This is a genomic window from Kribbella sp. NBC_01484 (assembly GCF_036227145.1).
GTDB lineage: Bacteria > Actinomycetota > Actinomycetes > Propionibacteriales > Kribbellaceae > Kribbella.
Genome location: NZ_CP109437.1, coordinates 8,682,351 through 8,708,013 on the forward strand (window position 1 = coordinate 8,682,351; position 25,663 = coordinate 8,708,013).

General features: G+C 69.1%; 28 protein-coding genes. 8 read left to right on the forward strand and 20 right to left on the reverse strand.

All coding sequences use genetic code 11. The annotated features are described in order from the left end of the window. The first annotated feature begins 46 nt into the window (after positions 1-46). The 5 genes from OG555_RS41840 to OG555_RS41860 all read left to right on the forward strand — a co-directional run bounded on the left by OG555_RS41840 (position 47) and on the right by OG555_RS41860 (position 4,028). Positions 47-622 carry a helix-turn-helix domain-containing protein gene (locus tag OG555_RS41840; RefSeq protein ID WP_329479597.1) on the forward strand — a complete coding sequence of 192 codons (576 nt, stop codon included), beginning with the start codon at positions 47-49 and terminating at the stop codon, positions 620-622. 56 nt (positions 623-678) lie between these two features. Further along, complete coding sequence (locus tag OG555_RS41845) at positions 679-1,647, forward strand: asparaginase (protein ID WP_329479599.1); 969 nt, start codon at positions 679-681, stop codon at positions 1,645-1,647. A gap of 194 nt (positions 1,648-1,841) precedes the next feature. Then, entirely contained in the window at positions 1,842-2,231 is a 390-nt protein-coding gene (locus tag OG555_RS41850; RefSeq protein WP_329479601.1) for a group I truncated hemoglobin, read from the forward strand. 7 nt (positions 2,232-2,238) lie between these two features. Further along, the gene (locus OG555_RS41855) at positions 2,239-3,378 is read left to right on the forward strand and encodes a globin domain-containing protein (RefSeq protein ID WP_329479603.1); all 1,140 of its coding nucleotides are present in this window, start codon (positions 2,239-2,241) and stop codon (positions 3,376-3,378) included. Next, the gene (locus tag OG555_RS41860) at positions 3,375-4,028 is read left to right on the forward strand and encodes a DivIVA domain-containing protein (RefSeq protein ID WP_328519430.1); all 654 of its coding nucleotides are present in this window, start codon (positions 3,375-3,377) and stop codon (positions 4,026-4,028) included. Before OG555_RS41855 ends, OG555_RS41860 begins: the two co-directional genes overlap by 4 nt. Here the strand turns inward: OG555_RS41860 and OG555_RS41865 are convergent. The 7 genes from OG555_RS41865 to OG555_RS41895 all read right to left on the reverse strand — a co-directional run bounded on the left by OG555_RS41865 (position 4,021) and on the right by OG555_RS41895 (position 12,670). Next, positions 4,021-5,232, reverse strand: a complete 1,212-nt coding sequence (locus tag OG555_RS41865; protein WP_329479605.1) for an RNA polymerase sigma factor — start codon at positions 5,230-5,232, stop codon at positions 4,021-4,023. The genes OG555_RS41860 and OG555_RS41865 overlap by 8 nt on opposite strands. Continuing rightward, positions 5,213-5,617 (reverse strand): YciI family protein, encoded by a 405-nt coding sequence (locus OG555_RS41870; protein ID WP_329479607.1) that lies wholly within the window; start codon positions 5,615-5,617, stop codon positions 5,213-5,215. Before OG555_RS41870 ends, OG555_RS41865 begins: the two co-directional genes overlap by 20 nt. Before the next feature lie 64 nt (positions 5,618-5,681). Further along, a complete protein-coding gene (gene ftsY, locus OG555_RS41875) occupies positions 5,682-6,869 on the reverse strand; it encodes a signal recognition particle-docking protein FtsY (protein WP_329479609.1) in 1,188 nt (395 codons plus the stop codon). Positions 6,870-6,912: 43 nt separating this feature from the next. Then, the gene (gene cydC / locus OG555_RS41880; RefSeq protein ID WP_329479611.1) at positions 6,913-8,592 is read right to left on the reverse strand and encodes a thiol reductant ABC exporter subunit CydC; all 1,680 of its coding nucleotides are present in this window, start codon (positions 8,590-8,592) and stop codon (positions 6,913-6,915) included. Beyond that, entirely contained in the window at positions 8,589-10,214 is a 1,626-nt protein-coding gene (gene cydD, locus OG555_RS41885) for a thiol reductant ABC exporter subunit CydD (protein WP_329479613.1), read from the reverse strand. The genes cydC and cydD overlap by 4 nt, the downstream gene beginning before the upstream one ends. Beyond that, the gene (cydB, locus tag OG555_RS41890) at positions 10,211-11,227 is read right to left on the reverse strand and encodes a cytochrome d ubiquinol oxidase subunit II (protein WP_329479615.1); all 1,017 of its coding nucleotides are present in this window, start codon (positions 11,225-11,227) and stop codon (positions 10,211-10,213) included. The genes cydD and cydB overlap by 4 nt, the downstream gene beginning before the upstream one ends. Positions 11,228-11,251: 24 nt before the next feature. After that, entirely contained in the window at positions 11,252-12,670 is a 1,419-nt protein-coding gene (locus OG555_RS41895; RefSeq protein WP_329479617.1) for a cytochrome ubiquinol oxidase subunit I, read from the reverse strand. A 78-nt stretch (positions 12,671-12,748) separates the two neighbouring features. On the opposite strand from OG555_RS41895, the gene OG555_RS41900 reads away from it, so the two are divergent. Beyond that, positions 12,749-13,141: a BlaI/MecI/CopY family transcriptional regulator gene (locus OG555_RS41900; RefSeq protein WP_329479619.1), complete on the forward strand. Its 393-nt coding sequence runs from the start codon at positions 12,749-12,751 to the stop codon at positions 13,139-13,141. Next, positions 13,138-14,043: a M56 family metallopeptidase gene (locus OG555_RS41905; RefSeq protein WP_329479621.1), complete on the forward strand. Its 906-nt coding sequence runs from the start codon at positions 13,138-13,140 to the stop codon at positions 14,041-14,043. The genes OG555_RS41900 and OG555_RS41905 overlap by 4 nt, the downstream gene beginning before the upstream one ends. A gap of 99 nt (positions 14,044-14,142) precedes the next feature. Here the strand turns inward: OG555_RS41905 and OG555_RS41910 are convergent, their stop codons facing one another. The 5 genes from OG555_RS41910 to OG555_RS41930 form a co-directional block, all read right to left on the reverse strand. After that, complete coding sequence (locus tag OG555_RS41910; RefSeq protein ID WP_329479623.1) at positions 14,143-14,703, reverse strand: dihydrofolate reductase family protein; 561 nt, start codon at positions 14,701-14,703, stop codon at positions 14,143-14,145. A 149-nt stretch (positions 14,704-14,852) separates the two neighbouring features. Then, a complete protein-coding gene (locus OG555_RS41915) occupies positions 14,853-15,947 on the reverse strand; it encodes a threonine aldolase family protein (RefSeq protein ID WP_329479625.1) in 1,095 nt (364 codons plus the stop codon). 39 nt (positions 15,948-15,986) lie between these two features. Further along, the gene (locus OG555_RS41920; protein WP_329479627.1) at positions 15,987-16,679 is read right to left on the reverse strand and encodes an anti-sigma factor family protein; all 693 of its coding nucleotides are present in this window, start codon (positions 16,677-16,679) and stop codon (positions 15,987-15,989) included. Then, a complete protein-coding gene (locus tag OG555_RS41925) occupies positions 16,676-17,206 on the reverse strand; it encodes a sigma-70 family RNA polymerase sigma factor (RefSeq protein ID WP_442914471.1) in 531 nt (176 codons plus the stop codon). The genes OG555_RS41920 and OG555_RS41925 overlap by 4 nt, the downstream gene beginning before the upstream one ends. 58 nt (positions 17,207-17,264) lie before the next feature. After that, positions 17,265-17,786 (reverse strand): COG4315 family predicted lipoprotein, encoded by a 522-nt coding sequence (locus OG555_RS41930; protein WP_329479629.1) that lies wholly within the window; start codon positions 17,784-17,786, stop codon positions 17,265-17,267. Between the two features lie 85 nt (positions 17,787-17,871). On the opposite strand from OG555_RS41930, the gene OG555_RS41935 reads away from it, so the two are divergent. Further along, positions 17,872-18,195 carry a nuclear transport factor 2 family protein gene (locus OG555_RS41935; RefSeq protein ID WP_329479631.1) on the forward strand — a complete coding sequence of 108 codons (324 nt, stop codon included), beginning with the start codon at positions 17,872-17,874 and terminating at the stop codon, positions 18,193-18,195. A gap of 161 nt (positions 18,196-18,356) precedes the next feature. On the opposite strand, the gene OG555_RS41940 is transcribed toward OG555_RS41935, so the two are convergent. The 8 genes from OG555_RS41940 to OG555_RS41975 all read right to left on the reverse strand — a co-directional run bounded on the left by OG555_RS41940 (position 18,357) and on the right by OG555_RS41975 (position 25,641). Then, positions 18,357-18,761 (reverse strand): type II toxin-antitoxin system VapC family toxin, encoded by a 405-nt coding sequence (locus OG555_RS41940; RefSeq protein WP_329479633.1) that lies wholly within the window; start codon positions 18,759-18,761, stop codon positions 18,357-18,359. Further along, entirely contained in the window at positions 18,754-19,032 is a 279-nt protein-coding gene (locus OG555_RS41945; protein ID WP_329479635.1) for a type II toxin-antitoxin system Phd/YefM family antitoxin, read from the reverse strand. Before OG555_RS41945 ends, OG555_RS41940 begins: the two co-directional genes overlap by 8 nt. A 48-nt stretch (positions 19,033-19,080) precedes the next feature. Next, the gene (smc, locus tag OG555_RS41950; protein ID WP_329484941.1) at positions 19,081-22,641 is read right to left on the reverse strand and encodes a chromosome segregation protein SMC; all 3,561 of its coding nucleotides are present in this window, start codon (positions 22,639-22,641) and stop codon (positions 19,081-19,083) included. Between the two features lie 276 nt (positions 22,642-22,917). Then, positions 22,918-23,073 carry a hypothetical protein gene (locus OG555_RS41955; protein WP_233712037.1) on the reverse strand — a complete coding sequence of 52 codons (156 nt, stop codon included), beginning with the start codon at positions 23,071-23,073 and terminating at the stop codon, positions 22,918-22,920. A 188-nt stretch (positions 23,074-23,261) separates the two neighbouring features. Then, complete coding sequence (gene mutM, locus OG555_RS41960) at positions 23,262-24,116, reverse strand: bifunctional DNA-formamidopyrimidine glycosylase/DNA-(apurinic or apyrimidinic site) lyase (protein WP_329479637.1); 855 nt, start codon at positions 24,114-24,116, stop codon at positions 23,262-23,264. Next, entirely contained in the window at positions 24,117-24,845 is a 729-nt protein-coding gene (rnc, locus tag OG555_RS41965) for a ribonuclease III (RefSeq protein ID WP_329479639.1), read from the reverse strand. It lies immediately after the preceding gene. A gap of 15 nt (positions 24,846-24,860) precedes the next feature. Continuing rightward, on the reverse strand, positions 24,861-25,052 hold the full coding sequence (rpmF, locus tag OG555_RS41970; protein ID WP_130387616.1) for a 50S ribosomal protein L32: 192 nt from the start codon (positions 25,050-25,052) through the stop codon (positions 24,861-24,863). Positions 25,053-25,119: 67 nt separating this feature from the next. Then, the gene (locus OG555_RS41975) at positions 25,120-25,641 is read right to left on the reverse strand and encodes a YceD family protein (RefSeq protein WP_329479641.1); all 522 of its coding nucleotides are present in this window, start codon (positions 25,639-25,641) and stop codon (positions 25,120-25,122) included. Between the last annotated feature and the right edge of the window lie 22 nt (positions 25,642-25,663).

The following is a 25,663-nucleotide window of genomic DNA, read 5'->3' on the forward strand; positions in this document are numbered from 1 at the left end:
CGCGATGGTTTTCGTTTTCGACAACTTTGTTTGCCACAATGGCAACATGGACACCCTCGACGACGTTCTCGAAGCGGTCGGGCCGCGGTTGCGCGCGCTGCGGGTCGAGCGCGGCACCACGCTGGCCCAGCTGTCCGAGTCCACCGGGATCTCGGTGAGCACGCTGTCCCGGCTGGAGTCCGGGCAACGGCGGCCGACACTCGAACTGCTGCTGCCACTGGCACGGGCCCACCAGGTGCAGCTGGACGAACTGGTGGACGCACCGCCGACCGGTGACCCGCGGATCCATGCCAAGCCGATCAGGCACAACGGCACCGTGCACATCCCCCTGACCAGGCGCCCGGGCGGGCTGCAGGCGTTCAAGCAGATCCTGCCGGAGGGCTACCCCGGCGGCGACGTGCAGCAGAATATGCACGAGGGGTACGACTGGATCTATGTGCTGTCCGGACAGCTCCGGCTGGTGCTCGGCGACCAGGACTTCGTGCTGAAGGAGGGCGAGGTGGCGGAGTTCGACACACGCGTGCCGCACTGGTTCGGCAACCCTGGTCCGGGGCCGACCGAGGCGCTGTGCCTGTACGGCCCGCAAGGGGAGCGCATGCACGTCCGGGCCCGCACCCGGTAGCCAGTAGGCTGCGGCCGTCTGGCGGGCGGGTCCGTGTGACTGAGGAGGAACTGGTAGTGAGCATCGCATTGTTCACCTTGGGCGGCACCATCGCCATGGCCGGCGGCCACCGGCTGACCGGCGAGGCTCTGGCCGCCGCCGTCCCCGGCCTTTCCGAGCTGGGCCGGCCGGTAGAGATCCAGGACATCGAGGCAGTGCCGAGTGCCAACCTGACCGCTGCGAAGATGCTCGAGGTCGTCGACGCGGCATCGAAGGCCGTGGCCGCCGGCGCCACCGGTGTCGTGGTCACTCAGGGCACAGACACTCTGGAAGAGACCGCATTCCTGGTCGACCAGATCTGGCCGCACCCGCAGCCGTTCGTGCTCACGGGTGCGATGCGCAATCCGACGCTGGCCGGCCCTGACGGCCCCGCGAACCTGCTGGCTGCCCTCCGCGTCGCCTGCTCTCCCGCGGCCCGCGACCTCGGCGCACTGGTCGTGTTCAAGGACGAGATCCACGCGGCCCGATGGGTGCGCAAGACACACAGCACGAGTACGGCGACGTTCGTCTCCCCCAACACCGGTCCGATCGGTCACGTGGTCGAGAACCGCGTCCGCGTCCTCACGCGCCCATTGCGCCTCGACGGCGTACACGGCAGTGCTGAGCCGGCCACGCTCGATGCGACCCGGGTGGCGCTCTACACCGTCACGATGGACGACGACGGGCTGCTGCTGCAGGGATTGCGCGATACGCACCAGGGTCTGGTCGTCGCCGCCTTCGGCGTAGGGCACGTGCCGGCCGCGCTCGCGCCAGTGCTCGGCGAGCTGGCTGCGGCCATGCCGGTCGTCCTGACCTCGCGGACCGGAGCCGGCTCGGTACTACGCAACACCTACCGGTCCGTGGGATCGGAGTCCGACCTGTTGCAGCGCGGCCTGATCGACGCCGGCTTCCTCGACCCGTACAAGGCGCGCGTGCTCCTTCGGCTGCTCCTGGCAATACATGAGGACCCGGACGAGATCACCGCCGCCTTCGCCCAGCACCTCTGATCATTGCCTTAGGCAACCTTTCCGAGGCGGACTGACGGGTATCGAATACCCCGGATCGGAGCGGCCAAACCGGCTGTCACGAAGATCGGACGGATCGTGGCAGTTCCGTAGCCTCAACTTGACCTCGGCGCCAGTTGGTGCTCGGATCGTTACGCTCGGGGACCCATATCGAATGGTTTGGAGATGGTTGCGCCGTGGTCGAGCAGACACAGGCCAGCACGACGGGGAACAGCGATTACCAGGCGGTCGGCGGTGGTCCGGCGATCGCCTCGGTGGTAGATCTCTTCTACCGCAACGTCCTCGCCGATCCGCAGTTGTCCGGCTACTTCGCGGACAGCGATCTGGCCCGGCTGAAGCGGCACCAGGTGCAACTGGTCTCCCAGGTGATGGGCGGCCCGGTCTCGTACGACGGCCCGGCGCTGGCCGACGCGCACAAGGGCCGCGGCATCACCACTGACGACTTCGGCAAGGTGGTCGTGCATCTGGTGGCGGCCTTGGAGGCGCACGACGTACCCGAGGACATCACCGGCCGGGTGGTGACAGCGCTGGGGGCCACCCAGGACGACATCGTCAGCGCGAACTGACCCGGGGATGGACCCGGCCGCTCTGAAGAGCAGCTGGGCATTGGTCGCCAAGGCGGGCGACGAGGTGCCGCTGTTCTTCTACTCTCACCTGTTCTTGTCCCATCCCGAGGTCCGGGAGATGTTCCCGGTCTCGATGGCCGCCCAGCGCGACAAGCTGGTCGGCGCCCTCGGCGCCGTGGTCAGCAACGCAACCCAACTCGACGAGGTGGTGCCGTTCCTGCAACAACTCGGCCGCGATCATCGGCGGTTCTCCGTCGTGGCCGACCACTACTCCGCTGTCGGCGCGTCGCTGCTCGCGACGCTGCAGCACTTCCTGGGCGCGGCCTGGACGTCCGAGCTGGCCGCTGACTGGGCGGAGGCGTACGGCCTGGTCGCGACCGTGATGGTCCAGGCCGCCGAGGACTCGGCGGAGAACTCCCCGGCCTGGTGGCCCGGCGAGGTCCTCGGGGTGGATCGACGCACGATGGACGTGACCATCGTGCAGATCCACCCGGAGCAGCCGCTCGACTATCGGCCCGGTCAGTCGGTGGCGATGGAGATTCCCTACCGGCCACGGCGCTGGCGCTACTACAGCCCGGCCAACGCACCGCGCAGTGACGGGTCCTTCGAACTGCACATCGGCCTGGTCCCCGGCGGCCAGGTCAGCGGCCCGGCGGTCCGGTCGCTGCGGCGCGGTGACGCGGTCCGGATCGGCGCTCCGGTCGGCGACACGCTGAAGCTGCCGGAGGACAACGGCCGGGACCTCGTGATGATCGCCGGCGGCACCGGACTGGCTCCGTTCCGGGCCATGCTCGAGCAACTGGACCGGCGTACGCCACCGAGCCAGGTCCCGCGGGTGCATCTGTTCCACGGGGCCCGGATGCCATGGAACCTCTACGAGCACAAGCAGCTGACCAGTCTCACCCAGCGGCCGTGGTTCAACTACACCCCCGTCGTGTCCGACGACACGTCGTACCCCGGACAGCGGGGGCAGGTCGGCGCGATCGCGGCCGCCCAGGGGCCGTGGCCGAACCGCACCACCCTGGTGTGCGGCTCGCCCGCCATGGTCCGGCACACCGTCGCCGAGCTCACCGAAGCGGGTGTGCCGGAGACCGATATCCACACCGAATCTTTGGGGATCACGACCTCGGCAGGGAGTCAGCAGTGACGCGCCAAGACCCGTTCGCCCGGAGACCGGCCCAGTCGCCGTACGCCATCCGGAACCAGACCTTCGGCACTCGCCGGAAGGGCCTGGACCAGAGCGAAGTAATGGCGTACCTGGGCGAGCTGGCCGACCAGATAGAGTACGCCGATGCGGACCGGGCCGAACTGCGTGCCGAAGTCGAGCGCCTGCGCGCCAGCACGCCGGACGCGGATCAGCGGGCTCACATCACCGCGCACGCGGTCGGACTGCTCAGCCAGGCACAACAGATCTCGGACAACCTGGTGGCCGAGGCCGAGCAGTACGCCAAGGACCTGGTGGAGTCTGCTCGCACCCAGCAGCGGGACGCGCTGGCCCAAGCCAAGGAGTCGGTCGAATCGGCGGTCAAGCACATGCCACCGGGTGATGCCCCGGTGGCCGACCTCGAGTATGTCCAGACCTTCACCCGGGTGGCCCATGTGCAACTCCGGTCCGTCCTCGATGCATTGGCGGAGCAGGTCGATCGGCTAGGCAAGTTGCCGCAGGTGCGGGCCGACGCGAGTACCGACGAAGCGACGCCTCAGGAGGAGGTCCTGTGGTGGACGGACCTGTCCGCCGCGGCCGACAACGCCGTGCTGGACACCCGGTCCGCGGCGGGCCATCGGCGGCCTATTTGATCCGCGGGAGCGCGGCTGCCTTCCTCGTGAGGTAGTCGCGCTCCGGCAGGCTCGTCGTACCGCGGGCGGCAGCGCGGAAGTACTCCGCGGCGGTCGCGTGGTCGCCGCGCAGCTCGTAGAGGTGCGCACGGGTGGCGTCCAGCCGGTAGTGGCCGGCCAGTTCCTCGTCGAGCGGTTCGAGTAGCTTCAGTCCGGTGTCGGGGCCGTCCACCATGGCCGCCGCGATGGCACGGTTGAGCTTCACCACGGGATTGCTGGACAAGTCCTCCAGCAGTCCGTACAGCGCGAGGATCTGCGGCCAATCGGTGTCCTCCGCGCGGTCCACCTCGTCGTGCAGTGCGGCGATCGCGGCCTGGAGCTGGTACTCGCCGAGGGGCGGCGTGCTGAACGCTTCGACCGCGAGTGCCACGCCTTCTGTGATGTAGTCCTGGTTCCAGAGCGTGCGGTCCTGCTCCGCGAGCGGAATGAGCTCTCCGGCGCTGCCGGTGCGTGCGGGGCGGCGGGCGTCGTTCAGGAGCATCAGCGCGAGCAGACCGGTGACCTGACCGTTGTCCGGCAGCAGTGCGTGCACTGTGCGGGTCAGCCGGATCGCCTCGCCGGAAAGGTCGCTGCGCTGCAGCTCTGGACCGCTGCTGGTCGTGTAGCCCTCGTTGAACATCAGATAGAGCACGTGCAGCATGTTGCGCAGCCGTTCCTCGCTCGCGTCGAGCTCGAAGGCCGCCCCCTTGATCTTCTGCTTGGCCCGGCTGATCCGCTGCGCCATCGTTGCCTCAGGCACCAGATAGGCGGTGGCGATCTCTGCCGTCGTGAGCCCGCCGACGGCGCGCAACGTCAGCGCGATCGCCGACGCCGGGGTCAGAGCCGGATGGCTGCACAGGAACAGCAACTGGAGCGTGTCGTCCCGCTCCTCGACGCCCTCCGGCGGGAGGTCCCGCAGCGCGGCCCGCTCTTCCCGGCGCCGCCGCGCCTGCACTTGCCGGACCTCGTCGATCAGCCGCCGGGACGCGGTCTGGATCAGCCATGCCTTCGGGTTGTCCGGCGTACCCTCCTCGGGCCACGTCAGCGCCGCCGCCAGCAGCGCCTCCTGGACGGCGTCCTCGGCCGCGGCGAAGTCGCCGGACCACCGGACGACCGCACCGAGGACCTGCGGCGTCAGTTCACGCAGCAGGTCCTCGAGGCGATGCTCATTCGAAGACGTCGGCATCCGTCTCCATCACCCGGCGGACCTCGATCGGCTGCTCGATCGGGATCCCGCCCGGACCGGGCGCGGCCGACTGCTCGGCCGCGATCTCCAGCGCGCGCTCCTCCGACTCCACATCGACCATCGTGTAGCCGGCCAGGACCTCCTTGGATTCGGCGTACGGACCGTCGGTCAGCACTGGCGCGCTGACGCTGGCCGCGCGGACGACCTTGGCGTGTTGCGGCCAGGTCAGCGCCTGGGCCTGCACCAGTTCGCCACTGTGCCGCAACCGCTCCAGGTGGTCGCTGAGGAACTGCATGTGCGCCTTGATGTCCGCCTCGTCCCACTCGAGCATCGGCGTGTCGACGTTGCCGGGGTCGTAGTTCATCAACAACAGGAACCTGGTCATGTCATCTCCTCCTCGAAGTCCATTCACCCGGAGGACGAAGCCGCCGCAGCCGTCTCTACATGCCTCAGTCGAGCAATGCGTCGACGAACTGCTCAGCGTCGAACGGTGCCAGATCGTCGGGTCCCTCACCGAGGCCGACAAGCTTGACCGGTACGCCGAGCTCGCGCTGCACCGCGATCACGATGCCGCCCTTCGCCGTACCGTCCAGTTTGGTCAGAACGAGGCCGGTGACGTCGATGACCTCGGCGAACACGCGCGCCTGGGTCAGTCCGTTCTGGCCGGTCGTGGCGTCGATCACGAGCAGCACCTCGTCCACCTCGGCGGACTTCTCGATCACCCGCTTCACCTTGCCGAGCTCGTCCATCAGTCCGGTCTTGGTGTGCAGGCGGCCGGCGGTGTCGACCAGTACGACGTCCGCCTCCTCCTCGATGCCCTGCTTGACCGAGTCGAACGCGATGCTGGCCGGGTCGCCGCCCTCAGGCCCACGGACCGTCCGTACACCGACCCGCTCACCCCAGGTCTGCAGCTGATCCGCGGCCGCGGCCCGGAACGTGTCCGCCGCACCCAGTACGACGTGCTTGTCCTCGGCCACCAGTACGCGCGCCAGCTTGCCGATCGTGGTCGTCTTACCGGTCCCGTTCACGCCCACCACCAGGACGACGGCCGGCTGCGAGTCTTTGCGGCTCACCTTGAGCGAGCGGTCCAGCGCCGGGTTGACCAGGTCGATCAACTCCTCGCGGAGGATCTCGCGGACCTGGTCGCCGCTCACTCCTTCCACCCGCATCCGGGTCCGCAGCTTCTCGACCAGCTCCTGCGTGGGCGCCACGCCGACGTCCGCGGTGATCAGCGTGGTCTCGATGTCATCCCACGTCTCTTCGTCCAGCTTGTCCCGCGACAGCAGCGCGAGCAGGCCCTTGCCGAGCGAGCCCTGCGACCGCGCCAGCCGGGCGCGCAGCCGGACCAGGCGGCCCTGTGCGGACTCCGGCTTCTCGATCGTGGGGGCCGCGCGCTCGGGCAGCTCGGCGTCCTCCAGCGTCCGGGTCGGCGTGTCCCGCGGTTCCTCGGCGTCCTCGCCGACCTTCGGCTCCGCGGTATCGAGCGACGCCGGCTGGGCGGCGGACGGCAGCTCGGCCTTCCGCCGCCGGGTGACGACGAGTCCAGTGGTACCGGCGACCACGACGACCGCGATCACCACGATGATGGCGATCAGGGCCTGGTCGGTGAGCAGAGTGACGAGCTGTGGGGTCAACACGGTTCCCCATCTTGACAGACGCCCGGCCCGCCGCCCGCATTCGTTACGTCAGGCACACCAGCTGTCGCGGTACGTGATCCGGCACCAGCTCGGGCCGGTGGGTGAGGAGAACGACCGTACGGCGATCGGCCGCGGCGAACAGGTCCGCCAGGAGCGCGCGACCGGTCTCCTCGTCCAGGTGTTCGGTCGGCTCGTCCAGCACGAGTACGTCGCGGTCGGCCAGGAGCAGCCGGGCGAAGGCGAGCCGCTGCCGCTCGCCCCCCGACAGCCTGGCGCCATGCTCGCCGACCATCGTGTCGAGCCCGTCGGGCAGCTTTTCGACGAACATCCCGAGCCGCGCCCGGTACAGCGCCTTCCAGAGCTGCAGGTCGCTCGCACCCGGCTTCGCGAGCAGCAGGTTCTCCCGGATGCTCGTATCGAACACATGGCTTTCCTGCGTCAGCAGGCCCACCACGGACCGCACCTGATCGCCTTCGAGCCTTGCGAGGTCCACGCCGTCCAGCAGCACCTCACCACCTCGCGGCTCGAGGAACCGCAACAGCACCGCCGCCAGCGTGCTCTTGCCCGAACCACTCGGCCCGGTGATCACCACTCGGCTCCCGGCCGGCATGTCGACGCTCAACCCGTCCAGTACGTCGTTGTCGTCGTACCCGACTCGCAGGAGCCTGACCTCGAGGTCGCGTCCGGCTGGGAGCGGTTGCGGGGCCGTTGGTTCGGTCACCGGCTCCGGGCTGTCCATGAGCTCCTGCACTCGGCCCAATGACGCTCGTACCCGGATGGCGAGCTGTGCGGCCGCCGGGATCCCTCCGAGCACGTCGGCGAGTGCGAGTGGCGTCAGCACCAGTACGGCGAACACTGCGCCGGTGATGTGGGCCGTACTGCCAAGCACCAGGGCCGCCACGCTCGCACCGCCTACGCAGAGGACGAGTAGAGCGCTGCCCAGGCCCGTGCTCCACGCTGAACGGCGCTCAGCTGCGGCCAGTCTGGCGTCGCTCTGACTGAAGGCGTCCAGCACGTTGTCGATCGCGTTGAAGGCGACGACGTCACCTGCGGTCAGCAGAGTCTCGGTGGCCGCGGCGGCGACCTCGCCTCGTGCGCCGGCGATCTTGTGCTCGGCGCGCTCTGCGGTTTTGGCCGTCAGCCACGGCACGAACGTGCAGGCGATGAGGACGGCCAGTGCGACGGCGGCACCGGCCGCGGGGAGCAGGATGGCAAGCAAGGCCACGGTCGCGGCCGCAGTCAACGCGGCGACCGCCACCGGCAGCACGACCCGCAACCACAGGTCGAGCACTGCATCCACGTCCAGCACAAGCCGCGCCAGCAGATCACCCTGACGCCGCGACGTCAGCCCACCCGGCGCCAACCGCTCCAGCCGCCCGGTGATCCTCGCTCGGGTCTCCCCCAGCACCCGGTACGCCGCGTCGTGACCCACCAGCCGCTCGGCGTACCGGAACACCCCACGCCCAACCCCGAACGCCCGCACCGCCACGATCGGCACCATCAACAACAACACCGGCGGCTGAGCCGAAGCAGCCGTAATCAACCAAGCCGAGGTAGCCAGCAGGGCCACAGCCGACCCCGCAGCCGCAACCCCCAAGAGCAGCGCGAGCCCAAGCCGCCTCCACATGCGCCCCTCGGGCCGTACCAACCGCCATGCCCCGCCCACCGGGCCGGCCTGCCGCTGCACATCCAGTGCCTCGTGCGACGTGTCCGCTGCCTTCATGCATTCACCAGCTCTCGGGCTCCGACGGTGACTGTTCGGTCGGCGGCGGCGATCAGAGCGGGGCGGTGGGCGACCATCAGCACTGTCCGGCCGCCAGCACGCAGCCCGGCGATGACCGCGGCCTCCGCGTCCGCGTCCAGTCCTGCAGTCGGCTCGTCCAGCAACAGCACAGGCGCGTCTGTGATCAGCGCACGCGCAAGAGCAACCCGACGCTGCTGACCACCCGACAGCAACCGCCCCTGTTCCCCCACTGCCTTGTCCAGCTCCAGTTCACTCGCCCCGGCCGCGATGAGCGCCAACCGCACCTGGTCGTCCGACGCATCCGGCAACCCGAGCCGCACGTTGTCCGCGACCGTTCCCAACCGCAACCCCGGACGCTGCGGCACCCAGGCAAACTGCCGCCTCCACACCGTCGGCTCGAACTCGTCCGCCGCACTGCCGCCAACCACGACCACACCCCGCTCGGGCTCGACGAAGCCCAGCAACACCGACAGCACAGTCGACTTCCCGGCACCACTCGGACCAGTGAGCGCTACGACCTCGCCCGGCTGGAGCTCCAGGTCGAAGCCGTCCAATGCCGGCTCCTCGCGACCCGGGTACCGCACGGTCACGTCGTACAGAGAGAGCGGGCTCAGCCGCAGATCCGGTACGTCTGTGCGGTCTCCGCGCTCGGGAAGCGGAGTCTCGAGCACGCGGAACACCTCTTCACTCGCGGCCACCCCATCGGCGCTGGCATGGAACTGCATGCCGACCTGACGCAGTGGGAGGTACGCCTCCGGCGCAAGGATCAGCACCATCAGCGCCGTCTCCAGCCCGAGCTTGCCGTCGATGACTCTGAGGCCGACACCGACCGCGACCAACGCCACCGAGATGCTGGCCAGCAACTCCAGCGCCAGCGACGACAGGAACGCCAGCCGCAGACTCCCCATCGACGCGACCCGGTGCTTGTCGGTCACCCGTCGTACGGCAGACTGCTGCGCCTTGGCGCGACCGAACAGCTTCAGTGTGGGCAGTCCACCGACCACGTCGGCGAAGTGATGCGCCAGTACGGCGAGTGCGTGCTGGCGGCGTCGGCTGTGGGACTGCGTCGCCCAGCCGATCAACGCCATGAAGATCGGGATCAACGGGAGAGTCACGAGTACGGTCCCGGCCGCGATCAGGTCACCGGTCGCCATCCACCCGATCACGCCGGCCGGTACGGTCGCCGCGAGTACGAGCTGTGGCAGATAGCGGGCGAAGTACGGGTCCAGGTCGTCGAGTCCCTTGGTGAGCAAGGTTGTCAGCGCACTACTGCGTTCGCCGCTCAGCCACACCGGCCCGAGCTTCAACGAGTGCTCGAGGACCTGCCGCCGCAGCGTCGACTTCACCGCGGCCGCGGCCCGCTGAGCCACCACCTCCTGCGCCCACACCAGCAACGCCCGCCCCACGACCACACACGCCAGCCCCCAGGCCACGCCGGTAACCGCACTGCCCCGTAGCACCACTCCGGCGATGCCGTGCGCCAGCAACACGGCCTGCACCACGATCAGCACCCCACTCGCGATACCGATCAGCACCGACGCGGCCAGGAAGACCCGGGCACCCCGGGCCCTCCGCAGCAACCGCGGATCGAGGGGCTTCACAAGCTCGGCGCCTCTGACGACAGGGGTACCGGATCGACAGTGATGCGCTTGCGGAACACCCAGTAGGTCCAGCTCTGATACAGGATCACCAACGGCAGGAAGATCCCGGCAATGATCGTCAACACCTTCAATGTGTACGGCGTTGACGCGGCATTGACTGTTGTCAATGTTGATTGCGGATCAAGTGTTGACGGCATCACGGCCGGGAACATCGCGGCGAACAACGACACCACCGCCAGCCCGATGGCCACCGCCGTACCCAGGAAGGCCCAGCCCTCGCGCCGCCGCAGGTTCGCCACCAGACCGGCCGCGAACGCTACGACGGCAACGATCGCCACGATGATCGAGGCCGTCTCGCCACGCAGCGCCTGCGCCCACCAGAGGAAGGCGATCGCCAGCACCGCCGCGATCAGGCCGGCCCGCGAGGCCAGCGCGTTCGCGCGCCGCCGGAGGTCGTCCGTGGTGCGAAGAGCCAGGAAGATCGCGCCGTGTGCGACGAAGACCGCGGCGAAGGTGAGCCCACCGAGCAAGGCGAACGGACTCAGCAGATCCCCCAAACTGCCGACGTACTCGAAGGAGTTGTCCAGCGGTACGCCGCGGACCAGGTTGGCGAAGGTGATTCCCCACAACACCGCCGGGACCACCGACCCGATCGTGATCAGCACGTCCATCCGGCCGCGCCACCACAACTCGTCGCGCTTACCGCGGTACTCCAGCGCGACCCCGCGCAGGATCAGCGTCACCAGGATCGCGAACAGCGGCAGGTAGAACCCGCTGAACAACGTCGCGTACCACTCCGGGAACGCCGCGAACGTCGCCCCGCCGGCCACGATCAGCCACACTTCGTTGCCGTCCCAGACCGGCCCGATCGTGGTGATCACCGCCCGCCGCTCGGGCTCGTTCCGGCCGAGCACCCGCAACAGCATCCCGACCCCGAAGTCGAATCCCTCGAGCACGAAGTACCCGGTCCACAACGCCGCGATCGCGATGAACCAAACCGTCGTGAGTTCCATCAGAAAGCTCCTCAGTCCGGATGCTCAGTAGGCGAAGGACAGGGGCTTCTCGGCCTCGTCCGTCGAATCGTCCGGGGAGTCGGGTCCCGCGGCTCCGTCCGTCCCGGCCAGGCCGCCGCGGATGGTCCGGAACATCAGCTTCACCTCGACCACCGCGAGCGCGCCGTACAGGACGGTGAAGCCCACCAGCGACGCGATCACCTCGGCACTCGTCGTCCCCGGTGACACACCCGATGCCGTCGGCAACAATCCGAACACCAGCCAGGGTTGCCGCCCGGTCTCGGTGAAGATCCAGCCGAAGCAGTTCGCCGCCAGCGGCAGCAGCGGCAGCGGGATCGCCAGCCAGACCAGCCACCGGGCCGGCGCCCGGCCCCGGCGCGTTGCCCAGAGCAACCACAGCGCGATCACCGCGGACGCCATCCCGACCCCGATCATCAGCCGGAAGGTCCAGTAGGTCAGTGGGATGTTCGGCTTGTACGACCCCTGGCCGTACAGGTGCTCGTAGGCGTCCTGCAGCGAGTTGATCCCCTTCACCTGGCCGTTGAAGTGGCCGGTGGCCAGGAACGACAGCAGGTACGGCAGCTTGACCGAGAAGATCTCCTTCGACCCGTCCAGCGTGCCGACGGTGAGGATCGAGAACGAGGCCGGCTTCTCGGTCTCGTACAGCGCCTCGGCCGCGGCCATCTTCATCGGCTGCACCTCGGTCATCACCTTGCCCTGGAGATCTCCGCTCACCGCCACCCCGGCGCCGGCGACGAGCACGATCACGGCCCCGATCTTCAGCGCCGTACGGAACACGTCCCGGTCCACCTTCGGCCGCCGTACCAGGTGCCACAGCGCGACGCCGGCCACGAACGCGCCGCCGACCATGAAGGCGGCGAAGATCGTGTGCGGGTAGGTGACGAGGACGACCTTGTTGGTCAGCACCGCGCCCAGGTCCGTCAGTTCCGCGCGGCCACGGGCGGCGTTGTAGCGGAAGCCGACCGGGTTCTGCATCCAGGAGTTGGCCGCGAGGATGAAGTACGCCGACAACTGCGAGCCGAGCACCACCATCCAGATGCACCCCAGATGCACCAGCTTCGGCAACCGCTCCCAGCCGAAGATCCACAACCCGATGAACGTCGACTCGAGGAAGAACGCCAGCAGCCCCTCCAGCGCCAGCGGGGCGCCGAACACGTCCCCGACGAAGCGCGAGTAGTCGCTCCAGTTCATCCCGAACTGGAACTCCTGCACGATGCCGGTGACCACACCCATCGCGATGTTGATCAGGAACAGCTTCCCGTAGAACTTGGTCAGCCGCAGGTACTTCTCCTGGCCGGTCCGGTACCACGCGGTCTGCAGCCCGGCCGTGATCGCGACCAGGGAGATCGTCACCGGGACGAAGAAGAAGTGGTACACGGTGGTGATCGCGAACTGCCAGCGGGCCAGATCCAAGGTGTCCACGGCACGGCCTCCCCATCTACGACATGACGTAGTAGATGCTAGCGCCCATCTACTACATTGCGTAGTTATACTGGTCACGTGGCGAGCGATGACAAGGCCCCGCGCCCCTTGGGCGACCTGGAGCGGCTGGTGATGGAGCAGCTCTGGGCTGCCCCGGCCGCGCTGACCGTGCGGGAGGTGCACGAACAACTGGCGGGCACCCGGGAGCTCGCGTACACCACGGTGATGACGGTGCTCGACCGGCTGGCGAAGAAGAAGCTCACCGAGCGGGAGCGCGACGGCAAGGCCTGGCGGTACCGGGCCGCCGCACCGCGCGAGGAGCTCGCCGCCGACCTGATGCGCGACGCCCTCGACCGCGCCGGCGACCGGCGCGAGGCTCTGGTCCGCTTCGTCGGCCAGGTCAGCGACGAAGAGGCCGCGCTGCTGCGGGAGGCACTGAGCCGGTTGGACAGTCAGGAGAAGGCCGGGTGATCACCCCGATCCTGCTCGCCGCCCTCGCGCTGATCCTGACCGGCCCGGCGCCGGCTCTGCTGGCGCGATCGAACTGGCCCTACAAGGTCCCGCGCGCCGCCGTCATCCTCTGGCAGGCACTAGCGCTTGCAGCAGTGCTGGCCGCACTGGGTGCGGGCATCGCCATGTCCTACTCGGCCGCGGGCGAGCCGGGGGAACCACGCTTCGACCCGTCGTCGCCGAGGGATCTTGTGGCTGCACTGATTCTCGCCATGACCGCACTGGTTCTGGTGCGGCTCGTCTGGGCAGCTGGACATGTGGCGGTCGCGACAAGGGCACGCCGCAAGCGTCACCGCGACCTCGTCGACGTACTGGCCACGCCCGACGGCCTGATCCCCGGCCTGCGCGTCCTGGCCGAGAAGACCCCGCTCGCCTACTGCCTGCCCGCGTTCCGCGGCGCCCGCGTCGTCGTGTCGGTCGGCGCGCTCGACAGACTCGACGACAGCGAGCTCGCGGCAGTACTCGCGCACGAGCAAGCCCACCTGCGCGCCCGCCACGACCTCGTGCTGGAGGCCTTTACCGCCCTGCACCAGGCCTTCCCCCGCAGGGTCCGCAGCGAGGTGGCGCTGAAGCAGGCCCGCACCCTGGTGGAACTCCTGGCCGACGACGACGCCCGCCGACGGAACGGACCACGCCCACTGGCCCACGCGCTGGTCGCACTGGCCGGTGCCCCGGCGCCTCAGGCCGGTCTCGCGGCAGCCGAGTCGGCGACATTGCTGCGAGTCCAGCGCCTGGCCGAACCCGAGCTGGGCAACACGTGGATCGCGGCCGCCACGTACGCCGTGGCGGCCGCTGTCCTCATCCTGCCGACAGTCACTGTCGCGGCCCCGCTGGTCCGGGCCATCGTCAACGCCGTCAGCTGACGTCTCTCGTCAGCCCCAGGATCAGCCCCACTGCTGGTTCGGTGGCCCACCTTGGTGGGGTAGCCGACCGCCAGTGGGTGAAGGCAATCGTCGACGCGGTCAGTCGGCCGGCCGGTAGCGGACGAGGACGCCGCCCTCGGCCCACGGCCTGGCTTCGATCAGCTCGAGATCGACCGGCGAGTTGCCGCTCGGGAACGCGCTCTTGCCCGCGCCGAGCAGCACCGGGCAGATGCGCAGCTGCACCTCGTCGACGAGTCCGGCCTGCAGCAAGGAGTGGAACAGCGAGATGCTGCCCCACAAGATGATGTCCTTGCCGTCCTGCTCGGCCTTCAGGGCGCGCACCGCGTCGATGTCGCGGACCACCAGCCCCGGCTCATAGGGACCCCACGGAGCGCTCTCGAGCGTCGTCGACACGACCACCAGGTGCAATGCGTTCAGCTTCGGCGCGATCACCTCGTCGGCCGACGCCTCGGTCGGCCAGAACGTCACGAACAACCGGTACGTCTCGGCGCCGAGCAGCATGGTGTCGACACTCTCGAGCAACGCCAGATTGTCGTCATCGGCCCGCCCGGCGATCTTGTCGAAGAACTCCAGCCCACCGTCCGGCCCGGCGGCGTACCCGTCGAGCGTGACGTACTCCTGAAAGATCAGCCGCCTCATCCAGCGAGGCTACCCGAAATGTTTCCCCTCACCCCGGGCGACGGCCAGCAGCACGAGCCCCGACAGAACCAGCAGAACCACCATGGTGACGACGAATGTCAGCACATCTCTCCCCGAATCCCAGCCCCAACTCACTGAACATGACGTGCTCAGCGCGTCAGAAGTTCCCCGAACGCCTTGGCGATCTCGTCGACCTGCCATTCCAGCGTGGCCGGCGTCACGACCAGCTCGACCCACGACCAGCCCGGTACGTCGGCCGGCTGCCAGCGACCGCAGATCGACTCGCGGGTCGTCTCCATCCGCTCGACCGCGGACAGCTCGATCGCCTCGGCCGCGCGCGGCGCGTAGACCCGGAACGAGTTGCTGTGCGGCGGCTCCGGGAAGACCCGGAATCCCTCGCTCTGCAAGGCCATCGAGAGCTCCACGGCCCGCTGATGCAGATCGCCCATCACTGGGAGCACCGTCCGCAGTCCCTCCCGCGCGGACACGGCGTACGGGAACAGCGAGAAGAGGTTGCCACCCAGTCGCCGCTGCCACCGGCGTACCTCGGCGATCACGTCCTCGGGGCCGGCCAGCGCGGCGCCGCTGACGCCACCCAGCACCTTGTAGAACGAGACGTACACCGTCGACGCGAGTGCGGCGATCTCAGCCAGGCTGTGCTCGAGGTACGGCGTGCTCTCCCACAGCCGAGCGCCATCCAGATGCAGTGGTACGCCGCGCTCCGCACAGGACTCGGCGAACACCACCAACTCGTCCCAGGACGGCAGGACGAACCCGGCGTCGCGCAGGGGCAGCTCCAGCGTCACCGCGGCCAGCTTGCCGGGAATCGCGGCCAGCTCGTCCGGCCGGGGCTGCCGGGGCTGGGACGTGAGTCGCTCGATCCGGAGGTGGTGCACCTCCTCGAGGGCGTTCAGCTCGTGCACCAGCAGGTGTGAGAGTCCGTGCACGGCGACCCGGCTGGTTCCCGCGCGATCGGCGTACACCCGCAGGACGCTCTGCTGGGCCATGATGCCGGTCGGCAGGAACACTGCCGCCGGCTTGCCCAGCAGCTCCGCCACTTCCTGCTCCAGCGCGGCGACGTCACCACCGCTGCCATAGATGTCGGTCTTGTCGTCCGTGGCGACCTCTGCGAGCTGCTTCAGCCTGTCCGGCACGCTGACCCGGCGAAGGGACAGCCAGCGCTCGCAGTTGTCGGCCGCCGCCTTACGCCGGGCCCTGAGATCGTCGGAGGTAGTAGTCGCCACGGCTCCATCCTCCCGCGCCCCGCAACCGAGTTTGACGACTCAGACGGTCGCGGTGACCACGTGCTCGCCCTGGATGGTCTTGATCTCCACTGAACGCACCTGGTCGAGTGGCACCAGGACTCCGCCGCCGAAGACGCTGCCGTCGCGGGCTGCCTTCGGGGACACCACCCAGCTGCCTGCGACCCAGGACTTGCCGGTTGCGTCGGTGACGAGCATCTGGCACTCGGCCCCGGCCTTCAGGCCCTTGATGTTCACCCGGATCCAGCTCCACCCGGCCCGTGGCTCCACAGTCGTCGCCATCGTCGTACCGGTGTTGGTGTCGGTCGCTGTGACTTCCTTGTAGCCCGCCGCGGGCTCATCGGCCTGCGGCACACTCGAACGGCCGAGGGCTACGCCTCCGCCGAGCGCACCGGCCACCAGGAACAGCGCGGCGGCGACCAGCAGCCAGCGGGACCGCCGCTTGACCGGAGCCGGCGCCTGAACAGGTTCGGGAGTCAGCTCCCGCACTTCCCGCAGCGTGCGCTGCAGCAGGAGGTCGCCACCCTCGGGCGGGCCCTCCAGGAAGGCCTCCGGCGGCACCTCGCCAAGGTAGTCCTTCATCTCCTCGAGCTCGGCCAGCTCGGCCCGGCACTCGGCGCAGGTTGCCAGGTGCTCGTCGACGTCCTGGATCTCGGCCGGCTCCAGCGCACCCAGGGCGTAGGCGCCCAGTTGCGTACGGTCGTGCTCACTCATCGGGCCACCTCCGTTTCCTGTCCTGCCATCACCGCGCGCAGAGCGCGGAGGGCGTAATGCGATCTCGATTTCACGGTACCCGGCGGGACGCCTAGTTCCTTCGCGGCTTCGGCCACCGACCGGCCGCGGTAGTACAACTGCACCAGCACCTCGCGGTGCTCCGGTGACACCTTGTCCAGTGCCTCCAGCACCACCATGGTGTTCACGACCGACTCGGAGTGATCACTTTCCACCGGCGGCCGGTCCTCCACGTCCGCCACCTCGGCCGGCCGCACCGCTCGGGCCCTGGCCCGGTCGGTGACGATGTTCCGCGCCACCGTCAGCAACCAGCCGCGCACCGATCCCTTGCCCTCGGTCAGGTCGCCGGCGTGCTTCCACGCCCGGACCAGAGTCTCCTGGACGACGTCCTCCGCCGCGGCCCTGTCACCGGTGAGACGGGTCGCATACGCCAGCAGGCTGCGCCCGTGTTCGGCGTACAGGGTACGGATCAGCGTCTCGGCAGCGTCCGGCCCCGGGTAGTCACCCACCGTCCGTACGATAGGGGATTCCCCGCCGTTGGCAATGGCGGGGATCCACCCGAGGCTCTCAGTAGCCGTTGCCATTGCCGGAGCTGGACGGCTGGGTGGTGACCTTCTTGCCGTCCGCGCCCACCACCCACCAGATGCCGCCGAACGCTTGGCCCTTGGCGTCACCGGCTTTGGCGTCACTCGCGAACAGATACAGCGGCAGCCCCCCGATCGCTAACTGCTTGCTGCCGTCGGACCTGGTGATCGTGCTGACCATGGACGCGTTGATGCCGTCCAGCTGCGGAGTCCCGTCACCGGCTGTCACGGCCCGCCACATGGCCAGGCAGCCACCCTCGCAGTTCGACTTGCCGGAGGTGTCCTTGTCGAAGACGTACACGGTCCGCCCGTTGCCGTCGACAACGACCTTGCCGAGCCCGCTGACGTCGGCCGTCGCCAGCTTCGCCTCCCCGCCCGCGGCCTGGCTGGCAGCCGGCGCCGAACTCGCACCGGAGCCCGAGCTCGAGTCGTTGCTGCCACCGCAGGCGGTCAGCCCGGCCAGGCTGAGCGCCATCACACCGATCACACTCCCCAGTCGCCTCATCAGATCCTCCTGATTGACTCATCGTCACCCCGCACACGTGCGGAACCGGCGATCGGTTCAACCGGGAGGGATATCGTCTGGAGCTATGAGCCAAGAGATCCCGGCCGCGGTCCGGCGCGCGCTCACCGCGATCGACGAGCAGGACAACGACGCGTTCGTGGCGGCCTTCGCCGCCGACGGCTACGTCGACGACTGGGGCCGCCAGTTCCGCGGTCACGACCGGATCCGCGCCTGGAGCGAGAACGAGCTGATCGGGAAGCGGGCCACCTTCACCGGCACCGAGGTCTCCACCCCGGGCAACCCGCTCACGATCCTCACCCAGGTCGGCGGCGACGGCTTCAACGGCCCGTCCCACTTCGCCTTCGACGTCCAGGCCGACCAGCTCGCCTCGATGACGATCACCGCCTGATACTTGCCCGAGGCAAGCATGGCGCCGACCGGGACGGTGGTCAGGCGCCCGTGGTCAGGACCATCCGGAAGCGTGAGCTCACGCTTGTCCTCGCCCCGCGCGATCGCGACCACGCGCAGCCCGAGCTTGGCGGCGTACTGGATCACGCAAGAGCCCGAGGATCAAATCGCCTGGACGGTCAGCACGCTGTCGAGTCCCTTGAAGTCCGCCGCGTTGCGTGTGTACAGCGGCAGGTTCTGGCTCGAGGCGATGGCTGCGATCATCAAATCCATTCGCCGCGGCCGCGGATCACGGCCGGCCGCGATCACCAGTGCCACCAACGTGCCATAGCGAGCCGCGGCATCGCCGTCGAACGGCAGCGGCTCGAAGTCGGACACAGCAGCGCCCAGCACCTCGGTCCGCGCGGCCCTCGTGGCCGCATCCTTCGCCATCGATACACCCTGATGCAACTCCGCGAGGGTCACCGCGGTGAGCTCGGGATACTCCGGCAGTGCGTCAGGGGCGATCAGGCCGAGATCGATGTACGCGCAGGTGTCCAGCACCCCGGATGCCGACGTCTCAGCCATCGCTGCGCTCCCAAGCGTCGTCGTCGCCCACCCTGTCCTCGGTACCGAAGAACTCGTCCGCCTCCTGGCGCATCAACGCGGCGTCAACCCGAGGCAGCCGACGATGCCGAGCGACCAACTCCTGGGCACTCAACCGCCGCCGCCTGTGCAAGGGGCGCAACTCGGCAACCTCGGCGCCGTTCCGGGTGATGTGATACGTCTCCCCCGCCTCGACAGCGTCCATCACTGCGGCGGAGTGATTGCGGAACTCCCGCTGGGTGATGATCTTCATACCCTCCAGCGTAGCCCCATGGGACACAGCTCGCTACACCTGCTGAAACTACACCGGTTCGGGTTCGCGGATTCGCTGGGAGATGACGGACGAGACGCCGTCGCCGCGCATGGTGACGCCGTAGAGGGCGTCCGCGACCTCCATGGTGCGCTTCTGGTGGGTGATGACCAGGAGCTGGCTGTTCTCTCGGAGCTCCTCGTAGAGCTCCAGCAGGCGGCCGAGGTTGGTGTCGTCGAGCGCCGCCTCGACCTCGTCGAGGATGTAGAACGGCGACGGACGCGCCTTGAACAGGGCGACCAGGAACGCGACCGCGACCAGCGAGCGCTCGCCACCGGACAGCAGCGACAGCCGCTTCACCTTCTTGCCCGGCGGGCGCGCCTCGACGTCGATGCCGGTGCCGAGCATGTCGTCCGGATCGGTCAGCACGAGCCGGCCCTCACCACCCGGGAACAGCCGGCTGAAGACGTGCTCGAAGGCGACCTCGACGTCGCGGTAGGCCTCGGTGAAGACCTGCTCGACCCGCTCGTCGACCTCCTTGACGATGTCCATCAGGTCACGCCGGGACTTGCGCAGGTCCTCCAGCTGCTCGGACAGGAACCGGTGCCGCTCCTCCATCGCCTCGAACTCCTCCAGCGCGAGCGGGTTGATCCGCCCGAGCTGGTTGAGCGCGCGCTCGGCCTGCTTGAGCCGCTTCTCGACCTTGGTCCGGTTGAACGGCTCACCCTCGAGCTCGAGCGTGTCGTCGTCGCCCTCCTTCGGCAGCGGCGGCACCAGCTGATCCGGCCCGTACTCCGCGACCAGGGCGTCGACCTCGATGCCGATCTCGCCGAGCGCCTTCTCGTACAGCTGCTCGAGCCGCATCTTCTGCTCGGCCCGCGCCAGCGCGTCCCGGTGCACGGTGTTGGTCAGCTGCTCCAGGTCGGAGCTCAGGTTCCGCGTCGCGGACCGGGCCTGCGCCAGGGCCTGCTCGCGGTCCGCCCGCTGCGCCTGGATCGCCGACCGCTCGGTCGCAGCCTGCTGCAGCGAGGACTCCAGCCGGGCCAGCACGTGCCCAGCGGCCAGATGGACGGCCTGGGCCGCCTCCGCCTGGCGAGCACGCCGTGCCGCCCGTGCGATCGCCCGGGCTCGCGCCTCACGCTCCTGCCGCGCCGCGCGCTCCAGCGAGTCGGCCCGGCCGGACAGTGCCCGGGCCCGCTCCTCGGTGGTCCGCAGCGCGAGCCGCGCCTCCATCTCGGCCGCCCGGCCCGCCTTGGCCGCCTCGGCCAGCCTGTCGCGCTCCGACGTGTCCGCCTCGTCGCCGTCGTCGTCGAACGCCTCCGCGTCGATCAGCCGCTCTTCCAGCTCGGCCAGGCCGGACAGGTTCCGGTCGCGCTCCTCCTCGGCCGCCGCGATCGCCTCGGCCATCCGCTGCGCCTCGCCGCGGGACGCCTTCGCCAGCGACCCGAAGTGCGCCAACTGCTCGGCCACCGCCGCCATCGCCGCGTCCGACTCGTGCAGCCGGGCCAGCGTGATCTCGACGGACTCCTTCTGCCGGGCCCGCTCGTCCTCCAGCGCCGCCAGCTCGAACCGAAGCCGCTCGCTCCGCGCGGTCGCCTCGGTCAGCTTCTCCGCGGCCTCGTCGACCGCGGACTGCACCTCGATCAGGCTCGGTGCCGCGTCCGAACCGCCGTACGCGAAGTGCGCCCCGAGTACGTCGCCACCGCGGGTGGTGCAGGTGATGTCGGGAAGGTTCCGCAGGAGCGAACGAGCGGCGGGTACGTCGTCCACCACGGCGACCTTGCGCAGCAGCCGCCGCAAGGCGGGCCGCAGGGTCTCAGGGCAGTCCACGACATCCACGGCGTACGACGCGCCGTACGGCAGCGGCGGCCACATCGCGTAGTCGTCGGCCGGGGCGTCACCGAGGAGCATCCCGGCTCGGCCGAGATCGTGCTGCTTCAGGTGCCCGACAGCCTGCAGCGCGGCCTCGGTGTGCGTCACTGCCACCGCGTCGGCGGCCTCGCCGAGAGCGGCCGCGATGGCTGTCTCGTACCCGGACCGCACGCTCAGCAGGGCGGCCACGGAACCCATCAGGCCGTTCACCTGCTCGGAGGCGGCCAGCAGGGCGCCGGCGCCGTCCTTGCGGTTCAGACCGAGCTCCAGCGCTTCCTTGCGCGCGGACAGACCGGTGCGCTCGCGCTCGGCGTCGCGCTCCTCGGCCCGTACCTTGGCCAGGCGCTCGTCCAACTCGTCGAGGACCGCCTGTGCGGCCTCGTACTGGTCGTCGAGCCCCTTCTCACCGGCGTCCAGCCCAGCGACCTGGGTCTCCAGCGCGGTGAAGTCATGCTGCGCCTTGCCCGCGCGGGCCTCGGCCTCGCGCATGTTGCTGGCGAGACGGCCGATCTCGGACTCGGCGGCGGCCGCGCGGCTCTTCAGCGCGTTCACCTGGCCGGTCAGTCGGGCCAGGCCCTCGCGGCGGTCGGCGGCGGCCCGGATCAGCGCGGAGATCCGGCGCTCCTCCTCGGCCTCCTGAGATTCGAGCTGCTGGCGGCGCTCGACGGCCTCGGCAAGCAGCTCGGAGTGGGCCTCGACCTCGGCCTCGATCTGCGCCTCGGTCTCGCGGACCCGGGCGGCCTCCAGCTCGAGCTCCTCCGGGTCGCGTCCCGGGCGCGGCTCCTCGGCCTCGTCGTTCAGCGACCGGATCCGGTCCGCCGCGATCCGCGCCGTGCCCTTGATCCGCTCGCTGAAGCCGGACAGCTGGTACCAAGTGTCCTGCGCGGCCTGGAGTGCCGGAGCGTCCTCGCGCAGGGCGTCCTCGAGCTCGGCCTCCAGCTCGCGGGCCTCGCGCAGCTTCGCCTCGGTCTCGGTCCGGCGCTGGGTCAGCGCAGCCTCATCGCGAAGCTCCGCCTCGAGGGCGGACTGGGCCTGGACGATGTCGTCGGCGAGCAGCCGGGCCCGGCCGTCCCGAACCTCCGCCTGGATCGTCACCGCGCGCCGTGCAACTTCTGCCTGGCGCCCGAGCGGCTTCAACTGACGGCGGATCTCGGTGATCAGGTCGCCGAGGCGGTGCAGGTTGCCCTCGGTGGCCTCCAGCTTCCGGATCGCCTTTTCCTTGCGCTTGCGGTGCTTCAGGACACCGGCGGCCTCCTCGACGAACCCGCGCCGGCCTTCCGGCGTGGCGCGCAGGATCGAGTCGAGCTGGCCCTGGCCGACGATGACGTGCATCTCGCGGCCGATACCGGAGTCGCTGAGCAGTTCCTGGACGTCGAGCAGCCGGCAGTTCTGGCCGTTGATCTGGTAGTCGGACCCGCCGTTGCGGAACATCGTCCGGCTGATCGTCACCTCGGCGTACTCGATCGGCAGCGCGCCGTCGGTGTTGTCGATGGTGAGCACCACCTCGGCGCGGCCCAGCGGGGCGCGGCCGGAGGTGCCGGCGAAGATGACGTCCTCCATCTTGCCGCCGCGCAGCGACTTGGCGCCCTGCTCGCCCATCACCCAGGCGAGGGCGTCGACGACGTTGGACTTACCGGAGCCGTTCGGGCCGACGATGCACGTGATGCCCGGCTCGAAGTTCATCGTCGTGGCCGACGCGAACGACTTGAAGCCTCGGAGCGTCATGCTCTTCAGGTACAAAGCGAAGCTCTCCAACCCGTGAAAGGACAGACGATACCGAAGGAACCGCCATAACTGCACATGACGCCAGTACTGCTCGTGACGCTGCCGCTACCCGGGGAAGTAGTTCCGCTTCGCAGTCTACAAAGACCTGCCTGCGAATCGAGGGAGGCCGACCGTGAACGGCCGACGAAGGGCACAGAAGCTGGACATAGAACCGGCGGGGGCCCGGACGGGGGCCACCGCCGTGGTAGTGCGGACGGTAGAGATGGAACTCTGTTGTCGCGGCTCGGGTCCTCAGACCGAAGCGGGGGCGCGCAGAGCCTCGTCGACGGTGAGCAGCCGGCCCTCATGGACCTGTGCGACGAGGTGGTCGTTCTCTGCCTGCAGACGCATCACGTGCGCCTCCAGATCGGCGACACGCCGGTTGAGCAGACGAACCTGCTCGAGCATGCGCGGGTCAGTGCCTCCAAGGTGCCCTAGAAGAGCCTTGGCCATTGTGCTGTCCTCCGGAAGGTTCTGGCCGGGTGCGCTCCTGAGTCCTGGTCACGAACGGAGCGCCGAAAATGTGTGCCGTCTTTCAGGGTGACACCGGCGGGGCCGACGGTCAACCTGGGCCACGTTTATTAACGATACCCCGCTCACCAGCGAACATGGCGAGGGACCGGCTGACATTTCGGGCACCGGTACGACGAACGGTTCATGAACGGCTCCCGACGAATCGGCCGCCCGTCGCGCGGACACGGCGAACCCTCTTGCCCATAGACGTTCAGGCCGCGCTCGAAGTAGCCGGATTCCCCGTTCACGTTGACATACAGCGCGTCGAAGCTGGTCCCGCCGACGTCCAGCGCCTCGGCCATCACCTCGTGGGCATGCCGGACGATCTCCCTTGTTTGTAAGGGTTTCAGCGTTTCTGTGGCCCGGGCGTAGTGCAGCCTGGCGCGCCACAACGCTTCGTCCGCGTAGATATTGCCCACTCCGCTGATCACCGTCTGGTCCAGCAAGGCCCGCTTCAGGCCGGTCTTGCGGCGCCGGATCGCGGCCCCGACCGCCTCCGGGTCGAACAGAGGATCGAACGGATCGCGGGCGATATGGGCGATCTCCGTCGGCAGTTCCGCGCCGCCTTCGGAGTAGGACAGACCACCGAACATCCGCTGGTCCACAAACCGGACCTCTCCGCCGTCGTCGGCGAACCGGAACCGGACCCGCAGGTGTGGCTCGTCCGGCGCGCCGACCGGCTGGACCCGGAACTGACCGCTCATACCGAGGTGGGTCAGCACCGCGTCGCCGGATTCCAGCGGCAGCCAGAGGTACTTCCCGCGCCGCGCCGGCTCGGTGAACACCTGGCCCTTGAGCCGCGCCACGAAATCGTCCGGCCCGGCGGCGTGACGCCGTACCGGGCGGGGATGCAGGACCTCGACCGCGTCGATGGTCCGGCCGGTGGTGAACTCCGCCAGACCCCGGCGCACGACCTCTACTTCAGGAAGTTCAGGCACTCAGGACTGCGAGGGGTCGGTGCTGTCGGGGTGCGCGGCGCGCAACGCCTTCCAGGCGGTTTCGGCGGCCTGCTGCTCGGCTTCCTTCTTGCTCCGGCCGATGCCGTGACCGTACGTGTCGGAGCCGATCCGGACCCGCGCCTCGAACGTCTTGGCGTGGTCCGGCCCGGACTCGGCGATCACATACTCGGGTACGCCGACGCCGAGCTGGGCGACGAGCTCCTGCAGGGAGGTCTTCCAGTCCAGGCCGGCACCGAGCCGGGCCGAGGACTCCATCAGGTCGTCGAACAGCGTGTGCACGACCTGGCCGGCGGTCTCGAAGCCACGATCCAGGTAGACGGCGCCGATCAGTGCCTCGACGCAGTCGGCCAGGATCGACGACTTGTCCCGGCCGCCGGTGGCCTCCTCGCCGCGGCCGAGCCGCAGATACTTGCCGAGCTTGAGGTCGCGGGCGACCCCGGCGAGCGCGCGCATGTTGACCACGGCGGCGCGCAGCTTGGCCAGCCGGCCCTCGGACAGGTCCGGATGGTTGCGGAACAGCGACTCCGTGACGATGACGCCGAGCACGGAGTCCCCGAGGAACTCCAGCCGCTCGTTGGTCGGCAACCCACCGTTCTCGTACGCGAACGAACGGTGGGTGAAGGCGTGCTCCAGTAGTTCGTCAGCCAGCGATACGCCGAGCCGCTGGTTCAGCTCGGCGTAGAGCCCCGTTTCGTTGACCGAATTCACTGGGTGAGGTGTCGCTTAGCTCTCGACGACCTGGCGACGCTCGCCCTTGGCGCCGTACTGGCCGCAGTTGGGGCAAACGGTGTGCTGCAGGTGCTTCGCGCGGCAGGCGGGGTTCACGCAGGTCACCAGCGACGGGGCAGTGGTCTTCCACTGGGCCCGGCGGCTGCGGGTGTTGCTGCGCGACATCTTCCGCTTCGGAACGGCCACGGTTATGACTCCTCGGTTCGGCCGGGGGCTGGTTGACCCGGCCGGCTAGCTGACGTGTATTCGGTCTTCAGTTGTCCTGCGGTCGTTCGTCCTGCTGGAGCAGGTTACCGAGGGCCGCCCAGCGCGGGTCGACGCCGTCCTCGTGCTTGTGGCCGGGCTCGTCCGCCAGGCGTACCCCGCACTCGGGGCACAGACCCGGACAGTCGTCCGTACACAAGGGCTGGAACGGCAGCGCGAGCACCACCTGGTCCCTCAGCGCCGGCTCGAGGTCGATCAGATCGCCCTCCATCCGGCTGGCCTCGTCCGGTTCGGCTTCGCTTTCCGGGTAGACGTACAGCTCCTGGACGTCAGCGAGGAACTCGTCCTCGATATCGACCAGGCACCGCGCGCACTCCCCGACCAGTCGGCCACGCGCCGTTCCGGTGACGAGAACCCCTTCGACAACCGATTCCAGCCGTAGATCGAACTGGATCGGATCGCCCTCGGGGACGCCGATCACGTCGATTCCGAGATCCGCCGGCGCCGGTGCCGTGAAGGTGACTTCGCGCTGGGACCCGGCGCGGCGTGTCAGCTCGTGCGTATCGATCACGAGGGGGGACCGCGGGTCCAAG